Source organism: Chryseosolibacter histidinae (genome assembly GCF_018598225.1).
GTDB classification, from domain to species: Bacteria; Bacteroidota; Bacteroidia; order Cytophagales; family Cyclobacteriaceae; genus Chryseosolibacter; species Chryseosolibacter histidini.
Window position 1 is genome coordinate 174,189 of record NZ_JAHESF010000001.1, and the last position, 26,379, is coordinate 200,567.

Annotated in this window: 16 protein-coding genes; 6 read left to right on the forward strand and 10 right to left on the reverse strand. The window is 52.0% G+C overall.

Annotation, left to right across the window (positions count from 1 at the left end; translation table 11 throughout):
• Positions 1-14: 14 nt before the first annotated feature.
• Positions 15-7,901, reverse strand: a complete 7,887-nt coding sequence (locus tag KK083_RS00605; RefSeq protein WP_254158913.1) for an FG-GAP-like repeat-containing protein — start codon at positions 7,899-7,901, stop codon at positions 15-17.
• Between the two features lie 888 nt (positions 7,902-8,789).
• On the opposite strand from KK083_RS00605, the gene KK083_RS00610 reads away from it, so the two are divergent.
• On the forward strand, positions 8,790-10,628 hold the full coding sequence (locus KK083_RS00610; protein WP_254158914.1) for a sensor histidine kinase: 1,839 nt from the start codon (positions 8,790-8,792) through the stop codon (positions 10,626-10,628).
• A complete protein-coding gene (locus tag KK083_RS00615) occupies positions 10,615-11,250 on the forward strand; it encodes a response regulator transcription factor (RefSeq protein WP_254158916.1) in 636 nt (211 codons plus the stop codon). Before KK083_RS00610 ends, KK083_RS00615 begins: the two co-directional genes overlap by 14 nt.
• 127 nt (positions 11,251-11,377) lie before the next feature.
• On the opposite strand, the gene KK083_RS00620 is transcribed toward KK083_RS00615, so the two are convergent.
• On the reverse strand, positions 11,378-11,830 hold the full coding sequence (locus tag KK083_RS00620) for an SRPBCC family protein (RefSeq protein ID WP_254158918.1): 453 nt from the start codon (positions 11,828-11,830) through the stop codon (positions 11,378-11,380).
• 276 nt (positions 11,831-12,106) lie between these two features.
• On the opposite strand from KK083_RS00620, the gene KK083_RS00625 reads away from it, so the two are divergent.
• The 4 genes from KK083_RS00625 to KK083_RS00640 all read left to right on the forward strand — a co-directional run bounded on the left by KK083_RS00625 (position 12,107) and on the right by KK083_RS00640 (position 17,550).
• On the forward strand, positions 12,107-13,087 hold the full coding sequence (locus tag KK083_RS00625) for a GlxA family transcriptional regulator (protein ID WP_254158925.1): 981 nt from the start codon (positions 12,107-12,109) through the stop codon (positions 13,085-13,087).
• 83 nt (positions 13,088-13,170) lie between these two features.
• Entirely contained in the window at positions 13,171-14,280 is a 1,110-nt protein-coding gene (locus tag KK083_RS00630; RefSeq protein ID WP_254158927.1) for a helix-turn-helix domain-containing protein, read from the forward strand.
• Positions 14,281-14,491: 211 nt separating this feature from the next.
• Entirely contained in the window at positions 14,492-15,142 is a 651-nt protein-coding gene (locus KK083_RS00635; protein ID WP_254158930.1) for an ABC transporter ATP-binding protein, read from the forward strand.
• A gap of 11 nt (positions 15,143-15,153) precedes the next feature.
• A complete protein-coding gene (locus tag KK083_RS00640; RefSeq protein WP_254158943.1) occupies positions 15,154-17,550 on the forward strand; it encodes an ABC transporter permease in 2,397 nt (798 codons plus the stop codon).
• Positions 17,551-17,702: 152 nt separating this feature from the next.
• Here KK083_RS00640 and KK083_RS00645 read toward each other — a convergent pair whose 3' ends face one another.
• From KK083_RS00645 to KK083_RS00680, 8 genes are all read right to left on the reverse strand, one after another.
• Positions 17,703-18,722 carry a proline iminopeptidase-family hydrolase gene (locus KK083_RS00645; RefSeq protein WP_254158945.1) on the reverse strand — a complete coding sequence of 340 codons (1,020 nt, stop codon included), beginning with the start codon at positions 18,720-18,722 and terminating at the stop codon, positions 17,703-17,705.
• A gap of 61 nt (positions 18,723-18,783) precedes the next feature.
• Entirely contained in the window at positions 18,784-20,094 is a 1,311-nt protein-coding gene (locus KK083_RS00650; RefSeq protein ID WP_254158946.1) for an amidohydrolase family protein, read from the reverse strand.
• 193 nt (positions 20,095-20,287) lie between these two features.
• On the reverse strand, positions 20,288-20,749 hold the full coding sequence (locus tag KK083_RS00655) for a DinB family protein (protein ID WP_254158948.1): 462 nt from the start codon (positions 20,747-20,749) through the stop codon (positions 20,288-20,290).
• Between the two features lie 12 nt (positions 20,750-20,761).
• Entirely contained in the window at positions 20,762-21,598 is an 837-nt protein-coding gene (locus KK083_RS00660) for a 5'-3' exonuclease (RefSeq protein ID WP_254158950.1), read from the reverse strand.
• Positions 21,599-21,697: 99 nt separating this feature from the next.
• Positions 21,698-22,276 (reverse strand): TOL_0243 family YfiR-like periplasmic protein, encoded by a 579-nt coding sequence (locus KK083_RS00665; RefSeq protein WP_254158952.1) that lies wholly within the window; start codon positions 22,274-22,276, stop codon positions 21,698-21,700.
• Entirely contained in the window at positions 22,276-24,201 is a 1,926-nt protein-coding gene (locus tag KK083_RS00670) for a TOL_0244 family TonB-dependent receptor (protein WP_254158954.1), read from the reverse strand. The genes KK083_RS00665 and KK083_RS00670 overlap by 1 nt, the downstream gene beginning before the upstream one ends.
• Before the next feature lie 12 nt (positions 24,202-24,213).
• On the reverse strand, positions 24,214-24,660 hold the full coding sequence (locus KK083_RS00675; protein ID WP_254158963.1) for a response regulator: 447 nt from the start codon (positions 24,658-24,660) through the stop codon (positions 24,214-24,216).
• Positions 24,653-26,119 (reverse strand): sensor histidine kinase, YfiR-like protein-associated, encoded by a 1,467-nt coding sequence (locus KK083_RS00680; protein WP_254158972.1) that lies wholly within the window; start codon positions 26,117-26,119, stop codon positions 24,653-24,655. Before KK083_RS00680 ends, KK083_RS00675 begins: the two co-directional genes overlap by 8 nt.
• Between the last annotated feature and the right edge of the window lie 260 nt (positions 26,120-26,379).

The window sequence follows — 26,379 nt, forward strand, 5'->3', positions numbered from 1 at the left end:
TAAACTTTGTGATTTTACTTTTTTACAAATCGCACAACCTCGTTGCCACGGGCCGAGCTGACCGAAACCAGGTAAACACCGGCGGCATAATCTGCAACGCTGATGATCACAGCCTGCCCGGATGTTTCCTGTTCATGCACCACCTTGCCGTCATGACTGGTGATGCTGAGGCGTTTGTTCCCTTTTCCGGGCAGTGTGACGCTGATCTTTTCCGCGGCAGGGTTCGGGTACACCGTCAACAGGGTTGTGGCCTCGGCTGGTAGGGTTGCCGTGATCACAATGGGCATGGCCGCTGACAACTCGCTCGCGCAATCATCGGCAGTAACCTTAACCGTATAGATGCCTTGCGCCGATACAGTATGCGAAGCTTGTGTGGCCCCTGCGATGGCAGTACCGTTCAGGAACCACTGGTTGCCTGAAGCTGCGTTTGATGTGAGCATGGGCGTTTCAGGATTGTCGAGGTTCAGGCTCACTGCAGGCCGGGCAGGTACAATGCAAAAAGTGTGTGTTACAGATGTTGCGGCTGTGTACCTGTCATCCCCCGGCTGATTGGCAGTGATGCTTGCCCTTCCTGGCTTCAATAGCGTGACTGTGTTGTTCGTGATGCCGATCAGCTCCGTGGTGGTGCTGCTGAAGTTTACTGACAGCCCTGACGTAGACGCTGCTGTCAGTGTGAAGGCGTTATCACCGATCTTCTTGTCGGCAAGTGGCAGGAACGCAATGGTCTGGGTTCCCTTCGATACAACAAGCGCTCGCGGAACATCAGTAGCGGCGAAGTGTGTTTCACTCTGTGGCTGACTGGCAGTGATGGTGGTAGTACCTGCACCCGTCAGATGGATCTTTCCATCCACGATGGTGGCCACAGCTGCATTGCTGCTGGCATAAAGAACAGGCGTAGCAGTGTTGGTGCTGGTGGCGCCGGGCGCGAAGTCTGCAACACCGTAAGCAACCGCGGCCAGTGCCGGGAACGTGATCGTTGCATTCACACGGATGGCAGCGCGGGCATCTGCGGTCTTCTCACTTTCATAACCGAAGGTCTTCACCGCTGAAATGCGATAATAATATAACGTTCCATGTTCAACGCCGGCGTGTGTGTAGGTAGTTGCCGGAGCATCGATGGTAGTGAGCAGGGTAGTGGGCTCCGGCGTTGTGCCGCCGTAAACTTTGTACGATGCCAGGTTGATATCTGTGTTCGCATCCCAGGTGAGCACGATGTCGTTCACTCCGGCAGTAGCGACCAGATCTACAGGAGTCGCGGGAGCCGCAAGATCCATCGCATTGTGGAAGATCTGGATCTCGTAGTCAGTACCATTTGGAACGATCATGTCAGACTTTCCATCACCATCCAGGTCACCAAGCAGCATGACGTAAGAATCTTGAACGTTCCCCATGGAGAAATCGATCTTGGCCCCGAAGGATTCTGATGTGATACTTCCCGGTGAAGACAGGTTGCGGAACACGGTGATGTCACCATGGGAAGGATGGATGGAGGTAATATCCGGTCTTCCGTCGCCATCGAGATCATCAACGGCAAGTGTAAAGACAGTATTGGTAGAAGTGATATCGACTTTCGGGGTAAATGAGCTTTCATCGATCGCTCCCGCAGCCCATGTATTACGAAATATCGAAATAATGGTCTCTCCCAAGGCTCCCACCAGGACGTCTGTCTTTCCATCGCGGTCTATATCAGCAAGGGCCACAGGGGCAGGTGCGGCTCCCGTACCGAACGCCACGGGTACAAAATCCTCTCGTGAAATATTTCCCATGCTGCTGAGGTTCTGATACACTATTACTGTGCTGGCGTAATAATCCGTTCCAACGATCTCCGGCTTGCCGTCGCCATTGAGGTCGCCTACCGCTAATCCACGGTATGTGATATGATCACCCACGCGGACATAGCTTCCCAAATCTTCGGCATTGATATTTCCCGGAGTAGAACGGTTGCGGTGAACAAAGATCCCATCTAGTGTTGAGCGGATAATATCCAGCTTTCCATCAAGGTCGATGTCGGCGATGCTCAGTCCATTGGTCCATTCAGTATTCAAAACTTCAGGTTCTGCGAAAGAGTCAGCATCGATGCCACCTGCAGATGATGTATTGTGGTAAATGTACAGCGTGCTTTCATCGGTTGTTACCACCAGGTCTTTCTTGCCGTCGTTGTCGAGGTCGGCCAGGGCCACATATTGAGGGCCCCATCCGGTACCGATGGTTACCGGTTCAGCGAATGAGCTTGCGGTAATACTTCCAGAAGAAGATATGTTTCGGTAGAGGGATACAACAGGCGGGTCAGTGTCATAGGTAGCGGCAACAAGATCTGGCTTTCCGTCGCCATCGATATCGCCCATCGTCATGCCCATGGCCCAGGGAGTGTTCGTGATCTTCACGGCCGGATCGAAGGAATTTTCTGTAAAATCTTGTCCCATGCCCGCGCCTACCTTGCCGGCAAATGGTATGGGTGACGTTGCTGAACGCCCTGTTTCAATGTTCGTGACAGAGACGGGGCCGTATGTTGCGCTCACCGATACCGTTACCTTCAGCTGTGTTGCGCTGGCCTGTGTCACTTCAGCCTTGGTGACGCCGAAATGAACAAGGTTATTGGCAGGTGTTGTATTGAAATTCTCACCTGTAATGGTGACTGATGTTCCCGCCACGGCCGAGCCAGGTGCTACTGCTGTGATGACAGTGCCGGGAAGCACATTAGGTGTCACTGCTATTTCCGGACTGAAAGGGCTTTTGTTTCCGTAAGTGTCTACGGCAACCACCTTGATATAGTATGTAGTGCCATTCAAAAACAATCCTTCTCCCGGACCTGTCATTGTAAAGCTGTCTCCTGTGGCTTCATATGCCGCCATCAATTGCTCGTCTCCGGGTGTTGTGCCGCCATAGACGACGTAGGAGTAAAGGTCTTCTTCTGTGTTCGGGGTTAACCGGATCGTGACGATCGCATCACCACCGGTAGCCGTTACGTTTTGCGGCGTAGCGGGCGCTGTGAAATCAACGGTGTTACGGAATCCGGATACGTTGTGTCCATACTGGCTTACCCACAGCAGGTCTGGCTGTCCGTCGTTATCCACATCACTGAGGGCAATTGCCGAGGGGCCGTTATTACCTGTTTCGAAATCCACGTAACGGAAAGAATTATTGTTTATCGTTCCCGGCTGAGAGGTATTCCGGAAGGCTCTCATCAAATAATAGTTAACATTGAAGCTCACAACGAGATCCTGCCTGCCATCGCCATCAATATCGCCAATGCCGATGTCGCTGGGATAGTCGTCTACTGGCAAATCTATGCCGGCTGCGAAAGAGTTTGTGGTAAGACTTCCCTGCGAGGCGGTGTTGCGGAATACCACCGCTCTTCGATTGTTGTAGCTGATCACGGCAACATCCTGCTTCCCGTCACGGTCGAGGTCACCGGCAACGAGTCCTGACGCCCGGGGTACATTGAAGCTGGTCCGTGCTGCAAAAGATGTGTTGCCAATGCTTCCTGGTGTAGCAGTATTGCGGTACACAGAGAACGAATTGCCATGGGCCACCGCCAGGTCAAGGGCACCGTCGCCATCCAGGTCGGTAAGCGTGGCATCCAGGGGCTCGCCTCCGGGAACAAGGCTTACACCATATTCGAAATCACCTGCTGTCATGCTGCCTGGTGAGGTCATATTTCTGAATACAGCAACATCAAAATTTCCCAACCGGTGCACCACGACGATATCACGTTTTCCATCGCCGTCTACGTCGCCAACAGCAAGCGCCGTGGCAGGTGATCCGGTATCAATGGTTACAGGTGCTGCGAAAGAAGCAGCGGTAAGCTCTCCTGCTGTGGCTGTGTTGCGGTAGAGGTACATCAGGTGGATGGCATCCAGGTGTACTACAATGAGATCCTGCTTTCCGTCATTGTCAAGGTCTGCGAGCGCTGCCGCCACCGGGTGGTCGCCTGTGCTCATCTCCACCGGAGCAGCAAATGAATCATCTGAGACGGTGCCCGTAACCGCCGTGTTGCGATACAGCGAAACTGAGTTCCCATCATAATTCACCACTGCCATATCGGATTTCCCATCACCATCGATATCACCGGTCACGACAGCAACGGGCGCTGATCCTACATTAAGATCGGCCATGGGACCGAAAGTATGGCTGTTAAAATTCGCATTCTGGTCGCCTCCGAAAGTTGGCGCGAAAGACGTGGGAGAGCTTCCTGTCAGTCCTGTGGTTGTATTCAATACTGAGATGGACGCATAGGTTGCTCCCGCCGGAACAGTGACGGTGAGCTGCGTAGCGCTCGCTGATGTCACGGTTGCCCTGGTGGCGCCGAAGTTTACCACGTTATTGCCGGGCGTCGCTCCGAAATGTGCGCCGGTAATGGTTACCGCGGTTCCGATATTGCCTGTAGAAGGCGTTACCTGTGTGATGGAAGGTACCTCGATGTTGACCGGTATTGACGTGATCTCTGAAGAAGGATCACTTACGTTGCCAAGGTTGTCCGTAGCGGTTACCCGGTAATAATAGGTTGTTCCGTTGACAAGCCCTGTATGGGCATAAAGCGTTTGAGGATACTCGATGGTGGCCAGCAGTGTACTGGCGCCGGATGATGTCCCGCCGTACACATTGTAAGATGCTATATCACTCTCCGGACCAGGTTGCCATGACACGGTGTTTTTGGCATTGCCGGGCACAGCCCTCACCGCAGCGATCGTGGGAGGGGTGAAATCCATGTCGTTCCTGTAAATGACAAAGTCATTGGAGCTCCATTGCGATATGGCAATATCGGGAGCTCCGTCTCCGTTCAGATCACCGATGTCCATCACACCTGATTTTGAGGTGGCGGCAACATCCTGGCGTTCCTGGAACGAACCTGCGGAGATGCTTCCGGCAACTGACTTGTTCCTGTAAATGGACAGGGTGTAAGTGTGGCTGGTATTGTCGCCGGTCGTAACCACCATATCGGGCTTTCCATCGCCGTCGAGGTCGGCCACGCCAACTTTATCAGGCGCTAATGGTGCGGTGCTGAAATCCGTAGCGGCAAAAGAGGCTGCTACGATACTCCCTGCTGAAGACGTATTGCGGAAAATGGTAACCTTTTTACCTTGTTCGCTGGCCGTGACAAGGTCCGTTTTGCCATCGCCATCCACGTCTGCGGTCACCAGTCCACGGACCGCCACAGGCGAGGTGATACTCACATTGACCTTGGCGTCAAAGGATGCAGCGGTAACACTTCCGGGAGAAGATATATTACGGAATACAGAATAGAAATTCTCGGTGTTGCTGGCGGCGATCAGGTCTGGCTTTCCGTCGCCATCGAGATCGCCGAGTGCCAGGCTGGTTATTTCGGCGCCGAAGCCACCGATCGATGCAAAATCGAACGTCATTGAACCTGGCAACGATGTATTTCTGCAAACGGTGATCCTGTCGGAATAATAGCCGTCGCTGATCACCACATCTTTGAGGCCGTCACCATCGATATCGGCTACGGCCATCGCTGAGATAGGCCAGGTATTGACATCAAAGTAGCTCAAGGTAAATGAATTGATGCTGATGCTATTGCCTGTATTGCGAAGCACCAGGAATCCATCATACCATCCTCCTACAGCGATCACAATGTCCTGCCTGCCATCGCCATCGATGTCGTCGATCACGATCTGGTTGGACGATACACCGTCCTGCGCGTAGTCAAACACAACGGGGGCGCTGAATGCCGAAGCGGTCAGGTCACCACTTGCGGACGTGTTACGGTACAGGAGGATCTTGCCGTGTAATCCTACAACCAGGTCCGGTTTGCCATCGTCATCAAGATCGCCGATGGCGGTCGATTGCGCAAAATTACTCGGATAGTTCATACGCAGGCTTGCATTATAGCTTTCTGGCGCAAAATCCCTTCCTGTGCCGGCCATGATCCTGACCGCAAAGGGATAAGGCGATCTGGCTGACAACCCGTTGGCGAGGTTCGTCACCGTTACAGGCTGATAGGAGGCGCCTGAGGGAACCGTCACCGTAAGCTGCGTGGCACTGGCAGCCGTTACAGCAGCGCGCGTGGCACCAAAGTAAACGTTGTTCTGTGAGGCTGTGGTATTGAAGTTCATTCCGGTAATGGTAACCGCGCTCCCGACGCGGGCCCAAGCCGGCGAGATGGAGGCAACGGCGGGCAGCGCAGGCGCAACGACGGGTGTAACGGTAACATCTGCTGTAGGTGAGCTTTCATTTCCCGATGCATCGACAGCCGTGAGCCGGTAGTAGTACACAACGTTGTTAGACAGTCCTGTATGCCGGTAGCTGTTGCCCGGCGCATTGACCGTTGCCAGCAATGCGGTAGGATTGGGTGTGGTACCTCCGTAGATTTTATATGAAGCAATGTCACTTTCTGCATTGGCATTCCACACCACGGCGCTCTGTTGGTTTCCAGCGGACGCGCGCAATCCGGAAGGAACTGCCGGTGCGACAAAATCAAGCACATTGCGGAAAAGTGTTACGCGATTTATGTCCAGCGCAGCGATGTCGGGCTGGCCGTCATTGTCGATATTGGCAACCGCCACGGAATAATTGGCATTCCTTGCGGGAAGCGTTACAGCACTTGAAAAAGAACCTGTGCTAAGGCTTCCGGAAGAAGATTTGTTCTGAAACAGCGAGACGGTGCCAGTATTATCATTAGGATTTGTGTTCGCCGTCACGATATCCGGTTTACCATCTCCGTTGAGGTCGCTGATGGCGATATAGCGTGGCTCAGTGGCCACCGGCAGATCTGTACGGGTATCAAAGACAATATTTCCAAGGGTGGAGGCATTGTGCAGGATCGACACAGCCTCTCCGCTTTGTCCGACGATCACGTCAGTCTTGCCATCTCCATCGAGATCAGCGGTCTTTACGTCGTACGCGTCACCGGGAATGGATGTGTCGCTCGCGTTGTCGAATGAAATATTGCCGGGAGAAGATGTGTTGATCCGGTAGGCAACGTCGTTGGTGCCATAGTTGGCAACGATCATATCAGGCTTGCCATCGCCGTTCATATCATCAAGCGCCAACGCATTAGCGCCGCCCATACCGAAGTCCACGGGAGCTGCCAGCGAGTTTACATCAATGACGTTCATAGTAGTAGCGGTGTTCCTGTAAACCGAGACAGAAGCGGCCCAGGAATTGACGACGACCACATCGAGCCTTCCGTCACGGTCCACATCCTGAACATCAACATCACTCGGATGGGAACCGGTAGTAAAGTCAGTGCGCTCAAATTTTTGCGGCCACCATTCGGAGCTTCCAATAGTGATCTTGTTGGTAAAAATGGATAAAGAATTCGCCAGGTAATTGGCGACAAGTATATCCAGGTCTCCATCATTATCGATGTCCGCTAAGGTTACGGCGCGGGGGCCATCGCTGGAAGAAAGCTCGATGGGCGTCGCGAACGTGTTTGTTCCTGTGGTCGACGTGTTCTTGTAAAGATAAAGCTTGCCGTTGTACGCGTCTGAGACAACCATATCTGTTTTCAGGTCCTGGCTGAGATCGCCGAATGCTACGCTGTAGCTTTGTGCGTTCAGCGAGATTGGTGTCGCCGCAACATAGGTGTTGTTATCCAAAGCTCTTGTGCTTCCGCTGCCAAACGTTACATTGAACGGCTGAGGAGACAACGCACATTGACCTGTATACCACCTGAGAACAGAGATCGGTGCATAGGTAGCTCCGGCAGGCACCTTGACTGTGATGTGCGTGGTGGACACGGAAACAACTTGTTCTGCGCGTACGGCGCCAAAGTAAATGATCTGATCGGTTAGCTGTGTCCCGAAGCCGCTACCGTTGATGGTCACGGTAGAGCCAACAGCACCCTGCGATGGCGTGACGCTTGTGACTACCAGGGGCTGCGCCATACCTCCGGTGGCCAGCAACACAAGCATCAGAAAGACAATTGATAGTTTGTTCATAAGAATTGGGGGTTAGCTTATTGCTGGTTCAAAAGTATCGTGCGCGTGATCGCTGCATCAATACCTGAGGGCAGGTATTTTGAACCTGAGCGGTGATGGAGTGGTGGAAGTGTGGGAGCGAAGGATCCCCCTATTAGAAGGTACATAAGGTACGAGGTACGAAATACGAGGTACGATGAATGCAGATCGAGCTGCCGTACCTCGTTCCCGATAGCTATCGGGATCGTACCTCGTACCTTGTTTATAACGACTTGGGTATACGCAAATAGAAAAAGGCCCTCGTTCTGGAAGAAGGGCCTTTCTCTGTAACTCCATTGGAAAACTAAACTAACTAACTACTTCCAGAACTTCAAGGTTAGTACCGGTGGCAGGGCCATAAAGACGCCCCCGTCTCGTTGCCTGTATGGTTCCTGCCAAAAACCACAAGTTACTCCGGTACAAGATCGCCTGACCGACGTCAGGTACTCAGGCGAGCACCCGCGTCAGCACCGCCAGCAATGCCAGGAACATCATGATGACCAAGGCACTGTAAATTTCTCTCTTTAAATGATTGGATATACTTTTCATGGAGTGGTTTGGATTTCGATTCTCAACGATCAAAAGTAGGATGGGAACGTGACAGGGATCAATACCTGATGGCAGGTATTTTGGAGGTGAGGAATTTAGCGTTGTTTTGAGCTTTTAAAAAGGAGTAAGAAGTAAGAATTAAGGAGTAAGTAGAGGGCGTACCGTGCAGCGAAGGGGCTTCTCCTTTACACCCTAAACCGTCATCCTGAGCGGTGGTAGTGTGGTGGGAATGTGGGAGCGAAGGATCCCCTGTTCGAAGATGCAGATGCCGAAGATAATGTTAAATTTGAAAAGCTATAACGATGTAAAATCCACGGGTTCATGAAGAAAGTACAGGGCGTTCTTATTTTTTGCGCGATACTGTTGTGCCGTCATGTGACGTGGGCACAGGCACCGGTGGTAGTAGGGGAGGGCGATGATGATGTGGTGCTGAATCCGCATGCGTGGTTGTACAAAGATCACCGGGCAGGGCTCGAAGCCATCGACAGGCTGGTGACGTTGCCCGCTTCGGCGTTTGAACGGAATATTTATGAGCAGGAAGTCACGTATGGGTTTCTTCAGCCGCGGGGATGGTGCAAGTTCCTGATCAAAAATACGTCCAGCCAGCCCGACTGGATCCTCCGGATACACCAGACACGGCTGGATTCCGTGCAGCTCTTTGTGGTGAGGAAAAACGGGGCGCTGGAACGATACCCGCTCACGGGACACTTCCATACCATCAGGCAACGTCCGGTGTACGCCATGCACTTTGTTTACCGGATCCCCATTGAAAAAGATGAGACCGTTACCTGCTACCTTTATACTCAGCGTAAGCATGGGCGCCATGCCACCATCCTCAACCTGCAGCGCGAGGGTTACTTCCAAAACTATGAGCACGTGTTCAGCGTTGGCATCGCTTTCATCAGCGGCATGATCCTGCTGGCGGGCCTCATCGGCCTGGTGCTGTATTTCTTTGTGAGGCAAAAGGTGTACCTCTACTACAGCGTTTATTGCCTGAGCTTTTTTGTGCTGATCATGGTAGACACGGGCTTTGCGCACAGCGTGATCTCACACCCGCAGTACCAGGAGGTGATCAACACGTTCACCACCATCTTTTATTACTGGATCTGCGGCTGGCATATCCTGTTCACCATCGAGCTGCTGCGCATCAAAGATTACCGTTTCAAATCCGTTTACTGGCTTGGATTCACCAGCGGTTGGTTGTTCTGCATCATCTCCATACTGCTGATGATCCCGGCACTGCCCGACGAGCTTCGCTGGTGGATCTTGCTCTTTTCCTATTACATCGTATTCTTCATGAACGTCTACATCCTGTATGCCATCAGCATCAGCATCGTGAAAGGCGAGCCCGTGGTCTACTTTTACCTGGCCGGGTTCATGGTAACGCTGATCGTGGCTACCATCCTGGTGCTGGCCGACCTGCAGATCCTCGATGGTGTGAACCAGAATACGGACATCTACTACTTCACACCTTTGGTGGAGATCCTCTTCATGGTGGTGGGATTGGGCATCCATTTCTCCCGCAATGTCAAGGAACGCTTCAGGGTGCAGCTCGCCCTCAACCAGACGCAGAACCAGATCATCACCATCCAGGAAGATGAGCGCCGCCGCATTGCCCAGGACCTTCATGACGACGTGGGCAACTCCCTGGCCGCTGTCAAGAACATGGTGATCCAGAAGCGCGAGTCCGTGGCCGTGGAAAAAGAGATCGACAACCTCATCGGTACCATCCGCAACATCAGCCACAATCTGATGCCGGTAGATTTCAACGAATTCAACCTGCACGACATCATCGGCCATACGGTGAACAAGTTCAAAGACCATCCGTCGGTAAATCTCGAGTTCGATTATACGGGAGAGCCCGTCAAGATCACACCGCTTACCGAACTCGTTATCTTTCGCATCATCAACGAGGTCATCAACAACATCCTGAAACATTCGCGCGCCACCACAGCGTTCATCCAGCTCATCTACCAGAAAGAGACCCTGGTGGTGACGGCTGAAGACAACGGCATCGGCATGGAAAAATTAAAGGCTGGCGAAGGCATCGGCATGAGAAGCATCCGGCTGCGGGCAGCGTACATCAATGCTCAGCTGAATATAGAAAGCGACGACAAAGGCACACTCATCATTCTTGAAGTTCCCTATGAGACCATCTGACGATACCATCAAAGTGATCATTGTTGACGATCACCGCCTCTTCAACGACGGCCTGAACGCCATGTTACGATCGGAACCTGAAATAGAGGTGCTGGCCCAGGTGTACGACAGCCGCGAAGCCGAGCACAAGATAGCCGAGCTCAAACCCGACGTGGTGCTCGTGGACTTCAACATGCCCCACATCAACGGCATCGACCTCACCAAACAGCTTACGGCAAAGCGGGGAGATACAAAGGTGCTCATCCTGAGCATGTACAACGAGGAGATGTACATCGAGAGCTTCAGGAAAGCCGGCAGCAGGGGATATCTTTTTAAAACCGCCTCGGTAGGTGAAGTGGTGTCGGCCATCCGCAAGGTCCATGATGGCGACCTGCATTTTCCGGCCACGTATACCAAAAGCAACCACGCCGATGACCTTTTCCTCAAAAAGCTGAAGCTCTCCTCCCGCGAGATCGAAGTGATCAAGCTGGTCAAGGCCGGCCTCAAAACAAAGGAGATTGCCGAAAAACTCAACATCTCATTCTACACTGCCGAAACCCACCGCAAGAACATCAAGCTGAAGATCGGCGTAGAAGGTGAAGCTGCGTTTCTCAGGTTTATCTATAGTAGTGAGCTTGAATAGGTTGCCGGTTCAGTCGGGTATTAAAAATCTGTTCGGACTTTGCCTCAATGTGAATTGAAACAATCATGTGACGACCGTGCTCTTCCCTCAACTGGTCATCCGGCAACCGGCAACTGGTAACTGGCAACTAGTTTTCCGGTGGAAATCCTGGCTTCCCTCTGCCTTCCGTGATCAGGGGCAACAAACTGTATTGCAGATACTGATCCCATGATGTTGAGCATACATCGTAGCACTCGACCTTAGGCATTAGCCCAACGTGTGTTAAACGAAGCTCGGTTTTGTCTCCGTTCCTGGCGATCTCGAAGCTGATCTTGGTTCCGGTCCATTCCGTTTTATCGGTGAGGAAGCTCAGTTGGCTGTCGGTAACAAGCCACACCATTTTTTTGCCGGGGATCACCTCGACCAGTTTCTGCTTGGAGTAATGTACATTGGCGAAATAGGTCTCGAACTCGTCGCCCAGTTTTTCAGAAGCGCCTATCGCCATGTTATTCCACCATCCGCGAACATTGCTGAGGGCCCGGAATACTTCTTCCGGTGTCCGGTCTACAGAGATTGTTGTTGTGAAATCTTGTGTTTTCATTTTTTTTGGATTGTTTAATTTTTAGGTTGCCGGTTGCCAGTTACCGGTTGCCGGTTCAGTCCGGTATTAAAAACTCTGTTCGGACTTTCTCAACGTGAATTGAAACAGTCATGCGACAACCGGGCACGCTTTCAACGGGCCACCTGGAAACCGGCAACTGGCAACTATTTCCGACAAAGCTAGCGTCTGAAATATCTCCACGTGGGGGGTAATATGGACTTTATAGCGGGTTGATTCAGACGGGGGTGACTGTCTATCATTGTCTAAAAAATTGCTATGAAACACCTTACCATCGTGGTGCCGGAAGGCGACAACAACCTGAGCAGCATCGCAGGCGCCTATGAGATCTTTACACAGGCCAACGACTACGCGAAGAGAACGGGAGGAAAGGCACTGTTCAGGATCGAGCTGGCGGGAGCTTCCGAGAAGGTTGAGTTCTACAACGGACTGTTTACCAGCCGGCCGCAGGTAAACATCGCTGAGATCGACAGGACCGACCTCATCATCATTCCATCACTCAACCACGACTTTGAAAAGACGATCCGGGAGAATCAGCCGCTCATCGCATGGATCAGGGAGCAGTATAAGACGGGTGCTGAAGTGGCCAGTATCTGCACCGGTGTTTTTATGCTGGCCGTGTCAGGCTTGCTGGATGGAAGAACGTGCTCCACCCACTGGCTGGCGGCCGATGTTTTCAGAACACGGTTTCCTAAAGTGAACCTGCAGGTCGATAAGCTGATCACAGATGAGAACGGCATCTACACCAACGGTGGCGCCTTTTCTTTCCTGAACCTGTTGATCTACCTCATCGAAAAATATTATGGCAGGGAGACCGCCATCTTCTGCGCTAAGATATTTCAGATCGAGATGGACAGGCAAAGTCAATCCGCATTTGCCATCTTTTCTCCTCAGAAGATGCACGGCGATGAGATGGTGAAAAAAGCGCAGGCTTACATTGAAAGCAAGCTCCATGAAAAGATCTCTGTCGAGGATATGTCTTCCCGGTTCAACATCGCCAGGCGTAATTTTGACAGGCGCTTCATCAAAGCTACCGGGAATACCCCGATTGAATATTCGCAGCGGGTAAAGGTCGAATGGGCAAAGAAGGCACTGGAGACCACGCGTAAAACGGTTGGCGAAGTCATGTACGATGTGGGCTACTCTGATGTGAAAGCTTTCCGTGAGGTGTTCAGGAAGATCACCGGCATGTCACCCATCACCTACAGAAGCAAGTACAACAAGGAAGCGCTGGCGTAACCGGCTCAAAAATTCAGTCCAATAACATCCCTATGGACGAATTTGACCGGGAAAATCCGCTTTCTTTGTCTTAAAATCTTAGTTTGCCAGTACTTGAACAGCTTTCCCTGGTGGTGATCTACGCAGGCATCGTGCAGGGGCTTTTTGTCGCTTTTTTGCTGAACAGCCGGGTTGTGCGAAGGAGCCGGGCCAACGTGTTCCTGTCGGTGCTGCTCATTGCGCTTTCATTCAGCATTGCCCACACCGTGTTTGCAGGCCGGGTGGTCACGCACCTGTCGGTCAGGGTGTATTCCATCGGCGACCCCACCTTCCTGCTAATCGCACCATTGATCTGGTTCTATGTTTTAGAGCTTACCGGAAAAAGGGTAAGGCCGGGCTGGCGTACACTGCTTCACTTTCTTCCGTTCCTGCTGGTGATCGCTTTCTCGTTGACGTTCGGAGCGCTGAAACTTGCCCCGTTTCCAAACAGAGGGCATTGGCGGCCTAACGTAGTGTTCTGGACGATGGTGCTTCTTCAATTTTCGTGTTACCAGTTCTTCATTCACAAACGCTGGATCCGGTCACGCGAGATCATGCAGCATGAGGTGTCTAACATGGAGGACGTGAACATCTCATGGGTACGCTTCTTTATGGGCGTTTTCCTCCTGGTCAACGCCTTTTTCCTGTTCAGTCTTTTTGCCACCATCCACCTGCAAGGCGGGGAGTGGCTATGGCGGTCAGTAGCCCTCACGTTCTCGTTGTCGATCTTCGCGCTGGGATACAAAGGCATTTTACAGAAAGAGATCTTTGACACACGTCATCAGGAAGAGCAGGAACCACCGGAGCTCAAGGTATCGCCAACGCCCAAAGATGAATCGCTGATCCGGCAGGTAACCGGCTTCATGGAAGAACGAAAACCTTATCTCGATCCTGAGCTCACCCTCAGCATGCTTGCCCGGGAGCTGAACATGAGCCGGAGCCAGCTTTCGCAGCTGATCAATGACGGTATCGGTGACAACTTTTACGATTTTGTGAACAAGTATCGCGTGGAAGAGGTGAAAAAGCTGATGGCTGATCCTAAGTTCAGTAACTACAACGTATTGGGCCTGGCGCTGGAGGCCGGATTTAAATCGAAGTCTACTTTTAATTTGATCTTTAAACGGTTTACGGGACTCACCCCAACGGAGTACCGCAAAAACCGGAACCAGGATTAGGACCGGGATTAATGGATTTACAGGATGACGGTATTAATCCTGCTAATCCTGTAAATCATATTAATCCTGCTCGTCTATACAGATCCCAGGGGACGTCCAGATGCGTTGGAGGACGAATTCCAAAACGCGCCGTCATAATGTTGTATCAAAAAACATTATGAATGAGCATCACAAAATTTTAATCCGGTTGACGGGAGTCACCAAATCTTTTATGGTTGGATCTGGCAGGTTCAGCGCTTTAAAGAACGTTGACCTTGAGATCCGGAAGGGGCAGATGGTGTCGATCACGGGTAAGTCTGGTAGTGGCAAGTCCACGTTGCTGAACATCATTACCGGAATAGACAAGACCACCGAAGGCAGTGTCAGCGTCAATGGTGTCAGGATCGATAAGTTATCGGAAAGCGACCTTGCATCGTGGCGGGGTAAGAACATTGGCGTGGTATTTCAGTTCTTCCAGCTGATCCCCACGCTCACCATCGCGGAGAACGTTATGCTGCCGATGGATTTTTGCAACACTTACCCCAGAAGCGATCGAAGGAAGCGGGCACTTTCAATCCTGCAGTCGGTTGATATCATCGAGCAGGCCGACAAATTTCCGTCTTCATTGTCAGGAGGACAGCAGCAGCGTGCCGCCATCGCGCGGGCCCTGGCCAACGACCCCTCTATCATCATTGCCGATGAGCCTACAGGCAATCTTGATTCGAATACGGCTACTTCTATTTTCGAGCTGTTTGCTTCTTTGGCCAGGTCAGGCAAGACCGTGATCGTGGTCACCCATGAGCGGGAGTTCTCGTCTTATTTTGAGCAGTGCATCTCCATTGCCGATGGCGTGATCGCAGCCGGTACTTCTGTTAACGTTTAACATTTCATGCGATGAATATCAGACTATTGAAAGTGATACGAGATATCACGTCAGACTATGCAAAGAACCTGATGCTGGTGCTGGCCATTGCGATCGGCGTTTTTGGGATCGGTTCGATATTGGGCGCTTACAGTGTGCTGACAAGGGAGATGTCGTCAAACTACCTGGGCACCAATCCAGCGTCAGCTACGCTTGAAACGGAATCGGAAATCAGTAGGGGGTTGCTGGATAGTGTCCGGCAGTTTCCCGGCATTCAGGAAGCCGAGCGACATGCCACGGTCTCTGCCCGCATGAAGGTGGGTGATAAATGGTATCCGATGCTGCTCTTTGTGATCGATGACTTTGCGTCGAAGAAGACCAACCAGGTATCGCACCTCACGGGAAGCACAACACCTGCTACTGGTGAAATGCTTGTGGAAAGAACGGCGCTTGTAGTGATGCAGGCTAATGAAGGTGATGAGATCGGTGTAAAAACATCTAATGGCGAGCCTGCTCCGCTGAAGATCTCCGGAACGGTGCACGATGCAGGGCTGGCCCCCGCGTGGCAAGAGCAGGCGGGATACGGTTACATTACACTTTCCACGTTGCATTACCTCGGAGAATCACAGGGATTTGATCAGCTTCGAATAGTGGTATCGGAAAATGCGCTTTCGCGGGAAGCGATCACGGCAAAAGCAGGGGAGCTTTCAGACTGGCTGGAAGCACGCGGCATCAAAGTTCACGAGATCCAGGTTCCGCCGCCGGGAAAACATCCCCATCAAAGCCAGATGAGGGCTGTGCTCACCATTTTTACGACATTCAGTTTTCTGATCCTCGTGCTGGGCTCCATACTGGTGGCAACATCGGTGGCCACGTTGATGGTGAAGCAGGTGCGGCAGATCGGTGTCATGAAAACGATCGGTGCTACGTCGCTGCAAATTACAATGATGTACGTGCTGATGATCGTGATGATCTGTGTTGTGGCGCTCGCGCTGGCCATCCCCCTCAGCCGTGTTGCCGCGGCCGCTTTTTATCAACAAATCGCTGTATTGCTGAACCTTGAGCTGGCAGACCGATCCGTGCCTTTGTGGGTGCCGTTGCTCCAGATAGGCTCGGGCATCGTTATTCCGCTGCTAGCCGCTGCGTTGCCGGTGCTTCGTGGAAGTTTTATCAGTGTGAGAAGCGCGCTCGACAACTACGGTGTAAAAGCTGCCCAGACCAGGCAGGGCGCGCTTAACTTTATATCGCGGTTATCTTTTATCAGCGAGTCGTTCAAACTTTCTGTCAGGAACGTGTTCAGGCTGCATTCACGTTTGATGATGACTGTCGGTTTGCTTGCCACTGGCGGAGCCATGTTCATGACTGCCCTGAATGTTGCCGACGCCTGGGACGATAACCTGAAACGGATCTACCAGCAGCGCCTTTATGACCTCGATGTAAAACTGAATGAACGGATCAAGCCCGACACCATTCTGGAAACGCTGCGGTCTATGCCAGGTGTAACCGCTGCTGAGGGGTGGGACTACAGCGCCACTTCTGTTGTAAGAGAGACGTCACGCCAGGTAAGCCACACCTATCCTGATAAGGCTCACGGGAGCTTTACACTCCTCGCGTTGCCTCCCGGATCGAAGCTGTTAGATCCCACGTTGGTGGAAGGCATGTGGCTATCGGGTAAAGCGAAAAATGAAATTGTACTGAACCAGCTGGCACGATCGGGTGTAAAAATTGGCGACAGCGTGAAGCTCGCCGTAGAAGGAAAGATCACCGCATGGAAGGTGACCGGGTTTTGTGAAGACGTGGGGTCCGGAGCCGCGGCTTACGTTTCCATTGATGATTTCTCCAGGGTCAATCACTCGATTGGTATGGTGAAAATGTTACGGGTTGCTTATTCGGATCGTTCGCGGGATTTCGCTTACGCGAAGAATCGTGAGATCGAAGTGCTCCTGGAAAGCAAAAAAGTATCAGTGAGCTCATCCCTTCCGGTGTGGCTGCTTCACAATGCCGTGGCGGCGCACATGAAGGTGCTGGTGAATTCCCTGATGGCAATGGCCCTGCTGATGGCCGTGGTGGGCACGCTCGGTCTGACTTCAACTATGAGCATGAGCATCATGGAAAGGACCCGGGAGATAGGCGTGATGCGTGCGATAGGAGGTACGCCGGGTAAGATCAGGAGCATCGTTGTCTATGAAGGGCTGCTTATCGGCATGATTAGCATTGTGATCGCGTTCATACTGGCGTTGATCTTATCGTCGTGGATGGGTGAGTTCATTGGTAACATGGCCTTCAGAACACCGCTCTCGCTCACCATCTCGGTAACAGCGTTCGTCTTGTGGATCCTGATCATTCTCGTCGGATCATTTGCCGCAGCTTATTTCCCGGCAAGGAGAGCGAGCAGGTTGACAACGAGGGAGGCGCTGGCGTATGAATAGTTGCCAGTTGCCGGATAGCCGGTTCAGGGCAGTGCCTGGAATCACGCCACATTTCACTCACGTTGAGCGAAACTCCGGAGAGATTCTTAAACCAACCAACTGGCAACCGGCAACCGGTAACCGGCAACTGGTAACTGCTCTGCAACCGGCAACTAAAAGCTGTTATTGTCAACAGCCTTGATAAACTTAACGACCCCCGGAAAGAAGTGCTGCTGATCATCCCACATACTCATGTGGCTTCCCTCGGGGCACAGTAAAAAATGTCCTTTTTTCACTTGTGTCGACATCCACTCCATGTGCTTGGGATCCATCGTGTCGTGTGTTGCGCCTACGGTGAGCGTTGGTACGGTGATCTCCGGCAGGCGGGCTTTGATATCCCATTTTTCAAGGCGTCCTGAAATGCCGAACTCACTCGGTCCCTGCATCAGCGTGTAGATGGTTGGGTTCAGGTGTTTGAAGGTGCGGTTCACAGGGTCTGGCATTTCTGACGCCGGAAAGCGGCAGAGGTGTTTCTCGTAAAAGTTTGGCATCAGCAGCTCCATGTACCGCGGATTCGAGAAATCTTTCTTTGCTTCAATGGCCCGGATCTCCTGCAGCACCGAAGGTTCAAATTGTTTGGCCAGCACCTCGTCGGCGTATTTACCGTAGTCGGGGCAGCTGGCCATCATGTTGCAGATGATCAGCCCCTTCAGGTTCTGTTGGTACTTCAACGCATATTCCATGGCAAGAATGCCACCCCAGGAATTGCCCAGCAGATAAAAGTTGCTGTTGTCGAGCTGCAGCGCTTTTCTCACTTCTTCAACCTCTTCAACAAACCGCGCGGTAGTCCAGAGGCTGCTGTCCGTGGGCTGGTCACTATAATAAGAACCCAGCTGGTCATAATAATAGAACTCGATGCCTTCCTGCGGGAAGAAACTTTCGAATGACTCAAAATATTCGTGGGTTGCAGCGGGACCACCATGCAACAGCAGCACCTTCATGCGTGGATTGTTGCCAATACGTTTTGTCCACACCTTGTAAGCACCGTTGTGAACAGGGATCATTTTGATGCCTGCACTTTTTACACCGGTTTCCCGGAGATCAAGATACGAGGTCTTCTCATCCTTCAGGTCGTTTTTGGCCTGGCAGGAGAGGAGCAGGAGGATGGTTGCTGAAATGATGAGGTTTTTCATAACCGAAGGTACGACTTTGTTCCCACAGATTGCGCTGATGAACGCAGATAAAGGCAACATCTCATCTGCGTTTATCTGCGGGATCAGCGGGAAGAGGCATTCTGTTGACGACCACTTTTCCTTCCTTCATCACAAACCTGACCTGTTTCAGTGTATTGATATCGTCCAGCGGATTTCCCGCTACGGCAATGAAATCGGCAAACATTCCCTTTTCTATTTTTCCGCGTTGTGCCTCCATGCCCAGGAGTCGTGCGGCATGGATCGTCAATGCTTTGAGTATGTCGATGGGAGGGATGCCCGCCTCGGAGAAGCTGTCGATGTAATTGATGGCGAGCTGACCGCGTGTCTTATTTTCGACATCGATCATGATGTCCGTTCCAAAGGCAATGGTCACGCCAGCCTTGTAAACCCTTTTTAACCGCTCAACACGCCGGCCATGAATGGACCTGGCACGTTCTTCCGGATGTCCGAATTCCTTGAGTGTTTCTTCCGTAAAATCGGTGCTTACAAGAACGATGTTTTTTTCTTTCATGATCGTGGCAACACTATCCGGGATGGTCCATCCGTGTTCTATCGATGCGACCCCTGCTTTGGCGGCAGCGTATTCACCTTTCGGCGACTGGCAGTGCGCCATCACTTTTACGCCCGCCTTCTTCGCCTCGTCAACGAACAATTTTATATCCTCATAGCCATAGGAATAACGCTGGCCATCGACTACGATCTTGATCACATCAGCGCCGTAGTAAATGTTTTCCCGGATACCTTTGATGATCTCGTCTCTGGTATCAGCAAAAAGATATTCATCATTGATAAGAAATTGTTGATCTGCCCGGGTGCGGAACTGGCCGCCGAACGGGGCGATGATCTTTCCGGCAACAATCATGGTAGGTCCGGGAACGAGGCCTTCATTGATCGCACGTTTTACATCCACATCGGCATATTTTCCGGAGTTACCGGCATCCCTGATGGTGGTAAATCCCGATTCGAGCATTTCCCTTGCATGAACAGCTCCCTGAATGGCACGGTAGCCGTTCGGGTTGAGCAACACCATATCGAAGTAATCAACGCCAAGCCAGTCGGCAAACTTGCTTACCGTAGAACACACATGGGTATGGGCATCAAAGAGGCCGGGCATCAGGGTTGCTTTTCCAAGATCAATAACCTGACCGTTGGCTGGTATGGGGATGTTTGCGCCTATGTCAACGATCTTTTTGTTTTCGACTACAAGGACCTGATTCAATAATACGGCGCCGGATGCAGGGTCAATAACTCTCCCCGCGCGAATGAATGTTTTCTGGCTGTAACCCTGCAGGAAGATGGTCAGGCAATTAACAATGAGGATGAAACGGATGCAATATTTGAGAGACTTCATGCTTGGATACCAGGATTATACAAGATTATTAAGGATTAACAGGATTAATGTAGTTCATCCAACGAGTTCTGTTGTTCATTTTTAATGTATCAATCCTGGCCATGATTGCAAGATAGGAATAGTAAGATAACAAGATCAATACAATAGTTCGATCCCACTGATTTTGCTGTATCAATCTTGTCTATCCTGTTACTCACATCAATCCTGGTCCCTGGTCCAGGGAGCGGCGGAGATAATTCACCTGACCAAGATGGTAATTCAGATGGGCCAATAACTGCACAAGAACGTAGCTGTGAGAAGTTTTCGGTTTATCAAAAAAGATTGGGTACTCGGCCTCCATATCTTCCGGTGTGAGCGCATTCAAGGTTTGCGTGATCATCGGGATGAGCGCTTCCAGCTTCTCAACAAGTTCTTTTCTTGGCACGCCCTTCACGGTAAACTCCTGGTCGCGGTTGCGTACATATCCGGTTTTAGCGAGTGTAGCGCCGATAAGATAATTCAGGCCTCCAACGATATGCAACGCGAGGTTACCGCTTGAGTTCTTCACAGACCCCACGGTTCTCCAGAGATCCTCTTCATTTTTAAACAGGTTGATCTCTTCAATAAGCTTGCGGATATCGCGCTCATAAAACTCAGCCAATGTACGGTTCATCATATAATCTGGGTTTTAATCCTGGGCCACCTTTGCAAAGGCTGCGTTTGCCCGGACGAGTAAACGGGGCTCTCCCATTTTTTCGGTAAGCTCGGCAAAAGCTGGCGTGGGCCCGCGCCATCGAAGTTCCTCGACATTGCAGAACAGCGGTGCGTTGGTCCGCAGGGTAGCGAGATTTTTGAAAAGCAATGCCTCTTCACGGCGGTCCTTCAATACCTTTTCAGGGAAAGCTTCTATCGGTCCATAGTCGTTCAGGAGGCGGGCCGCGCCAGTTTTTCCGATGCCGGCAATCCCGGGGTAGCCGTCTGCGCTGTCGCCGACGAGGGCCAGGAAATCAGGAATAAGCGCGGGACTGACTCCAAATTTTTTAAATACACCGTTCGCATCCCGGATCGCTCCCGCCTTGCGATCGATCTGCACTACGCGGTCTTCGCGTACACATTGCGCGAGATCTTTGTCGGGTGTCCAGATGCACACTTTCAATACCTGCGGATCGGCAGATGCCAGGTGCGCTGCAGAGGCAAGGGCGTCATCGGCTTCCAACTCGACCATGGGCCACACCATAACACCCATCGATGCGAGCGCGTTTTCCAGCGGATGGAACTGCGCACGCAGCGCCCACTCGATGCCCGCCCCGGTCTTGTATCCCGGCCAAAGCTCATTACGAAACGACTCGATCACGTGGTCGGTGGCAACGCCTACATGGGTGGCACCTTCTTCGATCATCTGCAATACGCCATTCAGGACGCCCACCACCGCGCCGAATGGTTTGTCTTGGCCCTTGTTGAACCTGCGCTGCCCATAAAAGTGGCGGAAGAGCTCATACGTACCGTCGATAAGATGCACGATCATGGAACAGGATTAATATGATTAACTGGATAAACAGGATTAAAGGTATGAACTGTCGGCGATATGACTGCATTTAATCCCGTAAATCCTGCGTAATCAAGGTTATGGTTTATAGAGGGTAGCAATCCTCAACAACTTGGAGCTCACCTCCAATCCTGATCCGGCGGTGGCTTCCTGGTTGATCTCGATCCGAAGCTTGCCGCCCTCGATGTAGAATCTTAAGATACCGGCCTGTTTTGTAAAATGCTCGTGGTCGCTGACGGTCAGCACAGGTTTGCCATGCGTGCTTTGGATCACCTGCTTCATGGCCGGAAAAGATTTGTCGATGAAGAGGATCTCACATTCACCAACCTCGGGTGTAATGCTGCTGAAGTATTTGATGGTGATGGGACGATCGTTGACCTTCTCATTTTCTACCACCTCGCTCAGGTAAGTGCCGAAAGTATTTTGTCCAAGCACGCCGATCACAAAGGGCGATTGGGCGTCATCAAACGACGACGAAGGCCAGCCAATAAATTGGGTGAAGTTATAAAGAAAGACTGCCTTTACCTGCGTTGCCCGGCTTTCGGGGCTCTGAAGCGGCGGACGCATTCCCGTGACCACCAAAACCATAGCGGCAGACAGCATGAACCTTCCGGCGATGGAAGTACCCGCTATCCGCGATATGGAAAATATTTTCATCAGAACCTGCATACTATTTTTCCGTAAACGCTTCGCTCGATGTCTTTGGGTGCCGGTGACGAGGGAATGAATTCCGTATGGTGATCTTGCAGCAGGTTTTGACCGGTGATGTTCAGCTCGATCATTTTGGCCAGGCGTATTCCCAGGCTCACATCGAGGCCCGCATATTCTGACACATAGGGATCAGGTAATCTGCCGATATAACGCATCACGATCCCTAAACGCAAGATCTCGAACAATTGTGTGGTGGACTGGATCAGGGCCTGATGTTCGGGATCGTTGCTTTCTGCCGAGGCGTTGTTCAAGTCGGTGTTACCGGGCTTCACGTTGAGATCTTTGTTAAGATACGTGTAGCCGAACCGCAGCTTCCACTTTTCTGTGACCTGCTGTGTTGCCGAGAGCTCCACGCCATGACTGTTGCCTTCAACACCGTTGGCGAAGGTAACGGGAATGCCAAACGGCGCAGGGCCAGGTTGCACGCTGCGGATCCCGTCGTACCGGTTGTAAAATGCCGACACGGCCATCGACGTATTGCTGGGCAGTTGTGTTCGCCAGCCCAGCTCATAAGCAATAAGCTCTTCCGACTTGAAATCGCTGCCAGCTATAAAGGGAATGCCGGGTGCGAGGTACAGGTTAAACTCGCGATCGATCCTGGCCGGGTTTCGTACCGCCCTGGAAACCGCTGCCCACACGGTCTGGTTGGGGCGTGGCGTCCAGGTTAGCCGTGCGTTGGGCTGATACTGGTAATTCGTGTAGGTGTTATGCTCCGCTTTGATGCCCAGTGTCGCCTGAAGCTTGTCTTTTACCAGCGAGATCTGATCTTGTACAAAAACGTTGTAGAGGTAGAGCGATTTTTTCGCGGGTTTGAAAGCGAACAGCTCCAGGTTCTCTACATCATGCTCCATCATGCGGAATCCGAGACCGTAAATGAGCGTATGGTTTCTTCCGAGCTGCAGCCGGTGAAGTCCTTCAACGTCGTAGGTGGAAAGTTTTTCGGTAAAGTCATTCCTGAAGTCGCGCCAGGTTCTGTCGTAAAATACCTGTACCTGGAAGTCAGACTTTTCAGACTGCGATTGGTTCCACCGGGCCACCACATTATTGCCACGCGCCACCACGGGTTTGTTTCCATCGGGATCGGGCCTGCCGTCATAAAAATTAGCCTGGGCCATTACGGTACTTTTTTCTGAGCGCACCCAATCCATTCTTAATCCTCCCTGTGCCATCTGCCAGTCGTCGTAAGCGTCAACGCTATCCTGAAAGATCGTGTTGTCACGTTTGAAGGCGGTGGCATAAGCGCGGTAGGTGAGCTTGTCAGAAAGTTTTCCGCCGTAGCGCAGGCTGCCGAGGCCCCGGAGCTCTGTGCCGGCAGCAGCTTCTGCATAAAGGCCCTGGGTCTGGCTTGTGTTTTTGGTAATAATGTTGATCACACCATTCACAGCGTTGGCGCCCCAAAGTGTGCCCCCCGGTCCGCTGATCACTTCAATACGTTCGATGTCTTCAAGCACAAGGTTCTGCACATCCCAGAAAACGCCGGCATACATCGGTGTATACACCACACGGCCATCGATGAGCACCAGCAGCTTGTTGGCCAGCACATTGTTGAAGCCGCGGGCGCTGATGGCCCATTGACTGGCATTGACCTGGGCAACCTGGAGGTTAGACGCCAGCTTCAACGCTTCTGGCACACTGGTTGCGCCCGAGCTGCGGATATCTTCATATGTGATCACCTGCACGGCGGAGGCAGCCTGAACGATCTTTTCCTTTTGTTTGGAGACAGAGATCACCTCGATGTCCATCAATTCTTCCATGCTCAGTGCCTTCAGCTTGGTTAGCTCCAGGTCCTGCGTTTTGCCAACGCGTGCGCATAGGCATAAAGTGAGCGCAAGGACAAGTAAGCGGTACATGGTCTTGGCGGGGTGTGTCATGCTGGCGTGGCGTTATTTGGGTGACTGGTTCACGAGCAGCCAGAACATACCGAGCTCGGCAACGGCTTTCGAAAAGTTATCGAAGCCTACGGGTTTTACCACATAGGCATTCACACCGGAGGCGTACGTGGCCACAATGTCTTTTTCTTCTCCGGAAGAGGTCATGATCACCACGGGAATCGCCCTCGTACGCTCGTCTTCACGGATCGCCTTCAGCACCTGCAGACCGTCTACTTTCGGCATCTTCAGGTCCAGCAGAATTACCTTGGGTTTGTCTTCCACTTTTCGGTCTGAGAATGGCCCTTTGCCAAAAATGAAGTTCAGGGCCTGCTCGCCGTCTGACAGGTGAATGAGGTTATTACCGAGGTTGCATTTCTTCAAGGCGCGCATCACGAGGGTTGCATCATCGGGATTGTCCTCGACCAGTAATATGTCTACATCATGAATTGAGCTATTCATAAAGCATGGTTTCGTTTTTGGTGGAAGGGATCGAGAAATAAAATGTTGCACCCTCATTTTCCTTCGCCTCGGCCCATATTCTGCCGTTGTGTTTTGTGATGATGCGGTGAACGAGCGCCAGTCCCACACCGGTACCCTCGAACTCTCCGCCGTTATGAAGGCGCTGGAACACACCGAACAGTTTGTTGTAATACTCCATATTGAAGCCGGCGCCGTTGTCTTTCACATAGAACACATGTTCGCCATGTTCTTTAAATGAGCCGATCTCAACCACGGGCCGTTCTTTTTTCATGGAATACTTCAGCGCGTTGGAGACAAGGTTCTGCATCACCTGTCGTAACATGCTGCTATCGCCCTGGATCTGGGGCATCTGTTTGATGATGACTTCCGTTTTGTTCCCGTATTGTCCTTTGAGCTCTTCTGTTACAGTTTTAGCGATCGAGGTCATATCGAGGTTGAGCCGGGTCACGCTTTGTTTACCCAGCCTCGAAAATGCCAGGAGGTCGTCGATCAGCTGGCCCATGCGCAGGCCATTTCTCATGATGGTGTTCAGGGTCTGCACGCCTTCTTCGCCGAGAACGTGTCCATGGTCTTCCAGCAGGATCCGGGAGAATCCGTTGATGGATCTTAAAGGCGCGCGGAGGTCATGGGAGACCGAATAGGAGAATGCTTCCAGCTCTTTGTTGACCGCTTCGAGGTCATGGGTACGCTTTTCGATCGTCAGCTCCAGCTCCTGGTTGAACGACTGGATCCTTTCGTTCTGTGCCTGGATCTCCGCGAGCATCTGGTTGAAGGCGTCGGTCAGGTACCCGATCTCGTCGTTGCCTGACTTCAATGCCCTCACTGAATAGTCTTTTTGCTCCGAGACCACCTTGGCTGTGCGGGTAAGCGCGTGCACGGGCCTGGAGATACTGCGCTGCAACCTGTTGGAAAGAACATAAGCTACCACGAAGGAGAGGGCTATCACAACACTGCCGATGGTTGCGTACAGCCGCAGCCTGTCGTACATGGCATCCATATCCGATTTCAGGTAGAGCATGCCCAGTGCGTTGTTGTTTTGAGTGACCGGCTCCAGCACCACCAGGTTGGAGTCTTCGAAGTGATGGCTTCCCTGTTTTTGTGGCAGATGCCGGGGCAGTGACGGCGCCGCATCGCTCTGTGAATAGTGGGTAAACAAATTGCCATGCTTGTCATAAAGGGCTGCCGCCAGGATGTGTTTCTCGGCCTTCAGGGCCAGGAGGATTTCATTGGCATCTTCCTCGATATTGAAAGCCAGGGCAGCCGTAGAGTTATTGGCAACGATCTTTGCCAGCACGGAAAGCTGGCGTGCATACGTCTGCCGGAAGGTAACGACCTCGTAAACGAAATATGCTGAAAAGGTGAAAAGAAGCACCGCGGCACTTGTGAGCAGAATGACCCATCGGATTTTTCGTTTGATAGGAGAGTGCCTCAGTAACATGCCTACTAGCTTGGTAAGGTTTAAAGTGGGGATAAAAAAACAAGCCCAACGGGCAGCGTAGGCAACGCTATTCTTGGGCTTGTCGCTAAGATACTGTTTTGGCGGGTTATTACAAATCGTTGGGCTCCGGAACGGTTTCCCGCAGATTACGCAGATCAGCGCAGAGGGGTTATGGATTTTATCAGCGTGAATCAGCGGGATCTGCGGGAACTGGATGCGCGACGCGGCCGGGGCTCCGAACGGTTTCCCGCGGATTACGC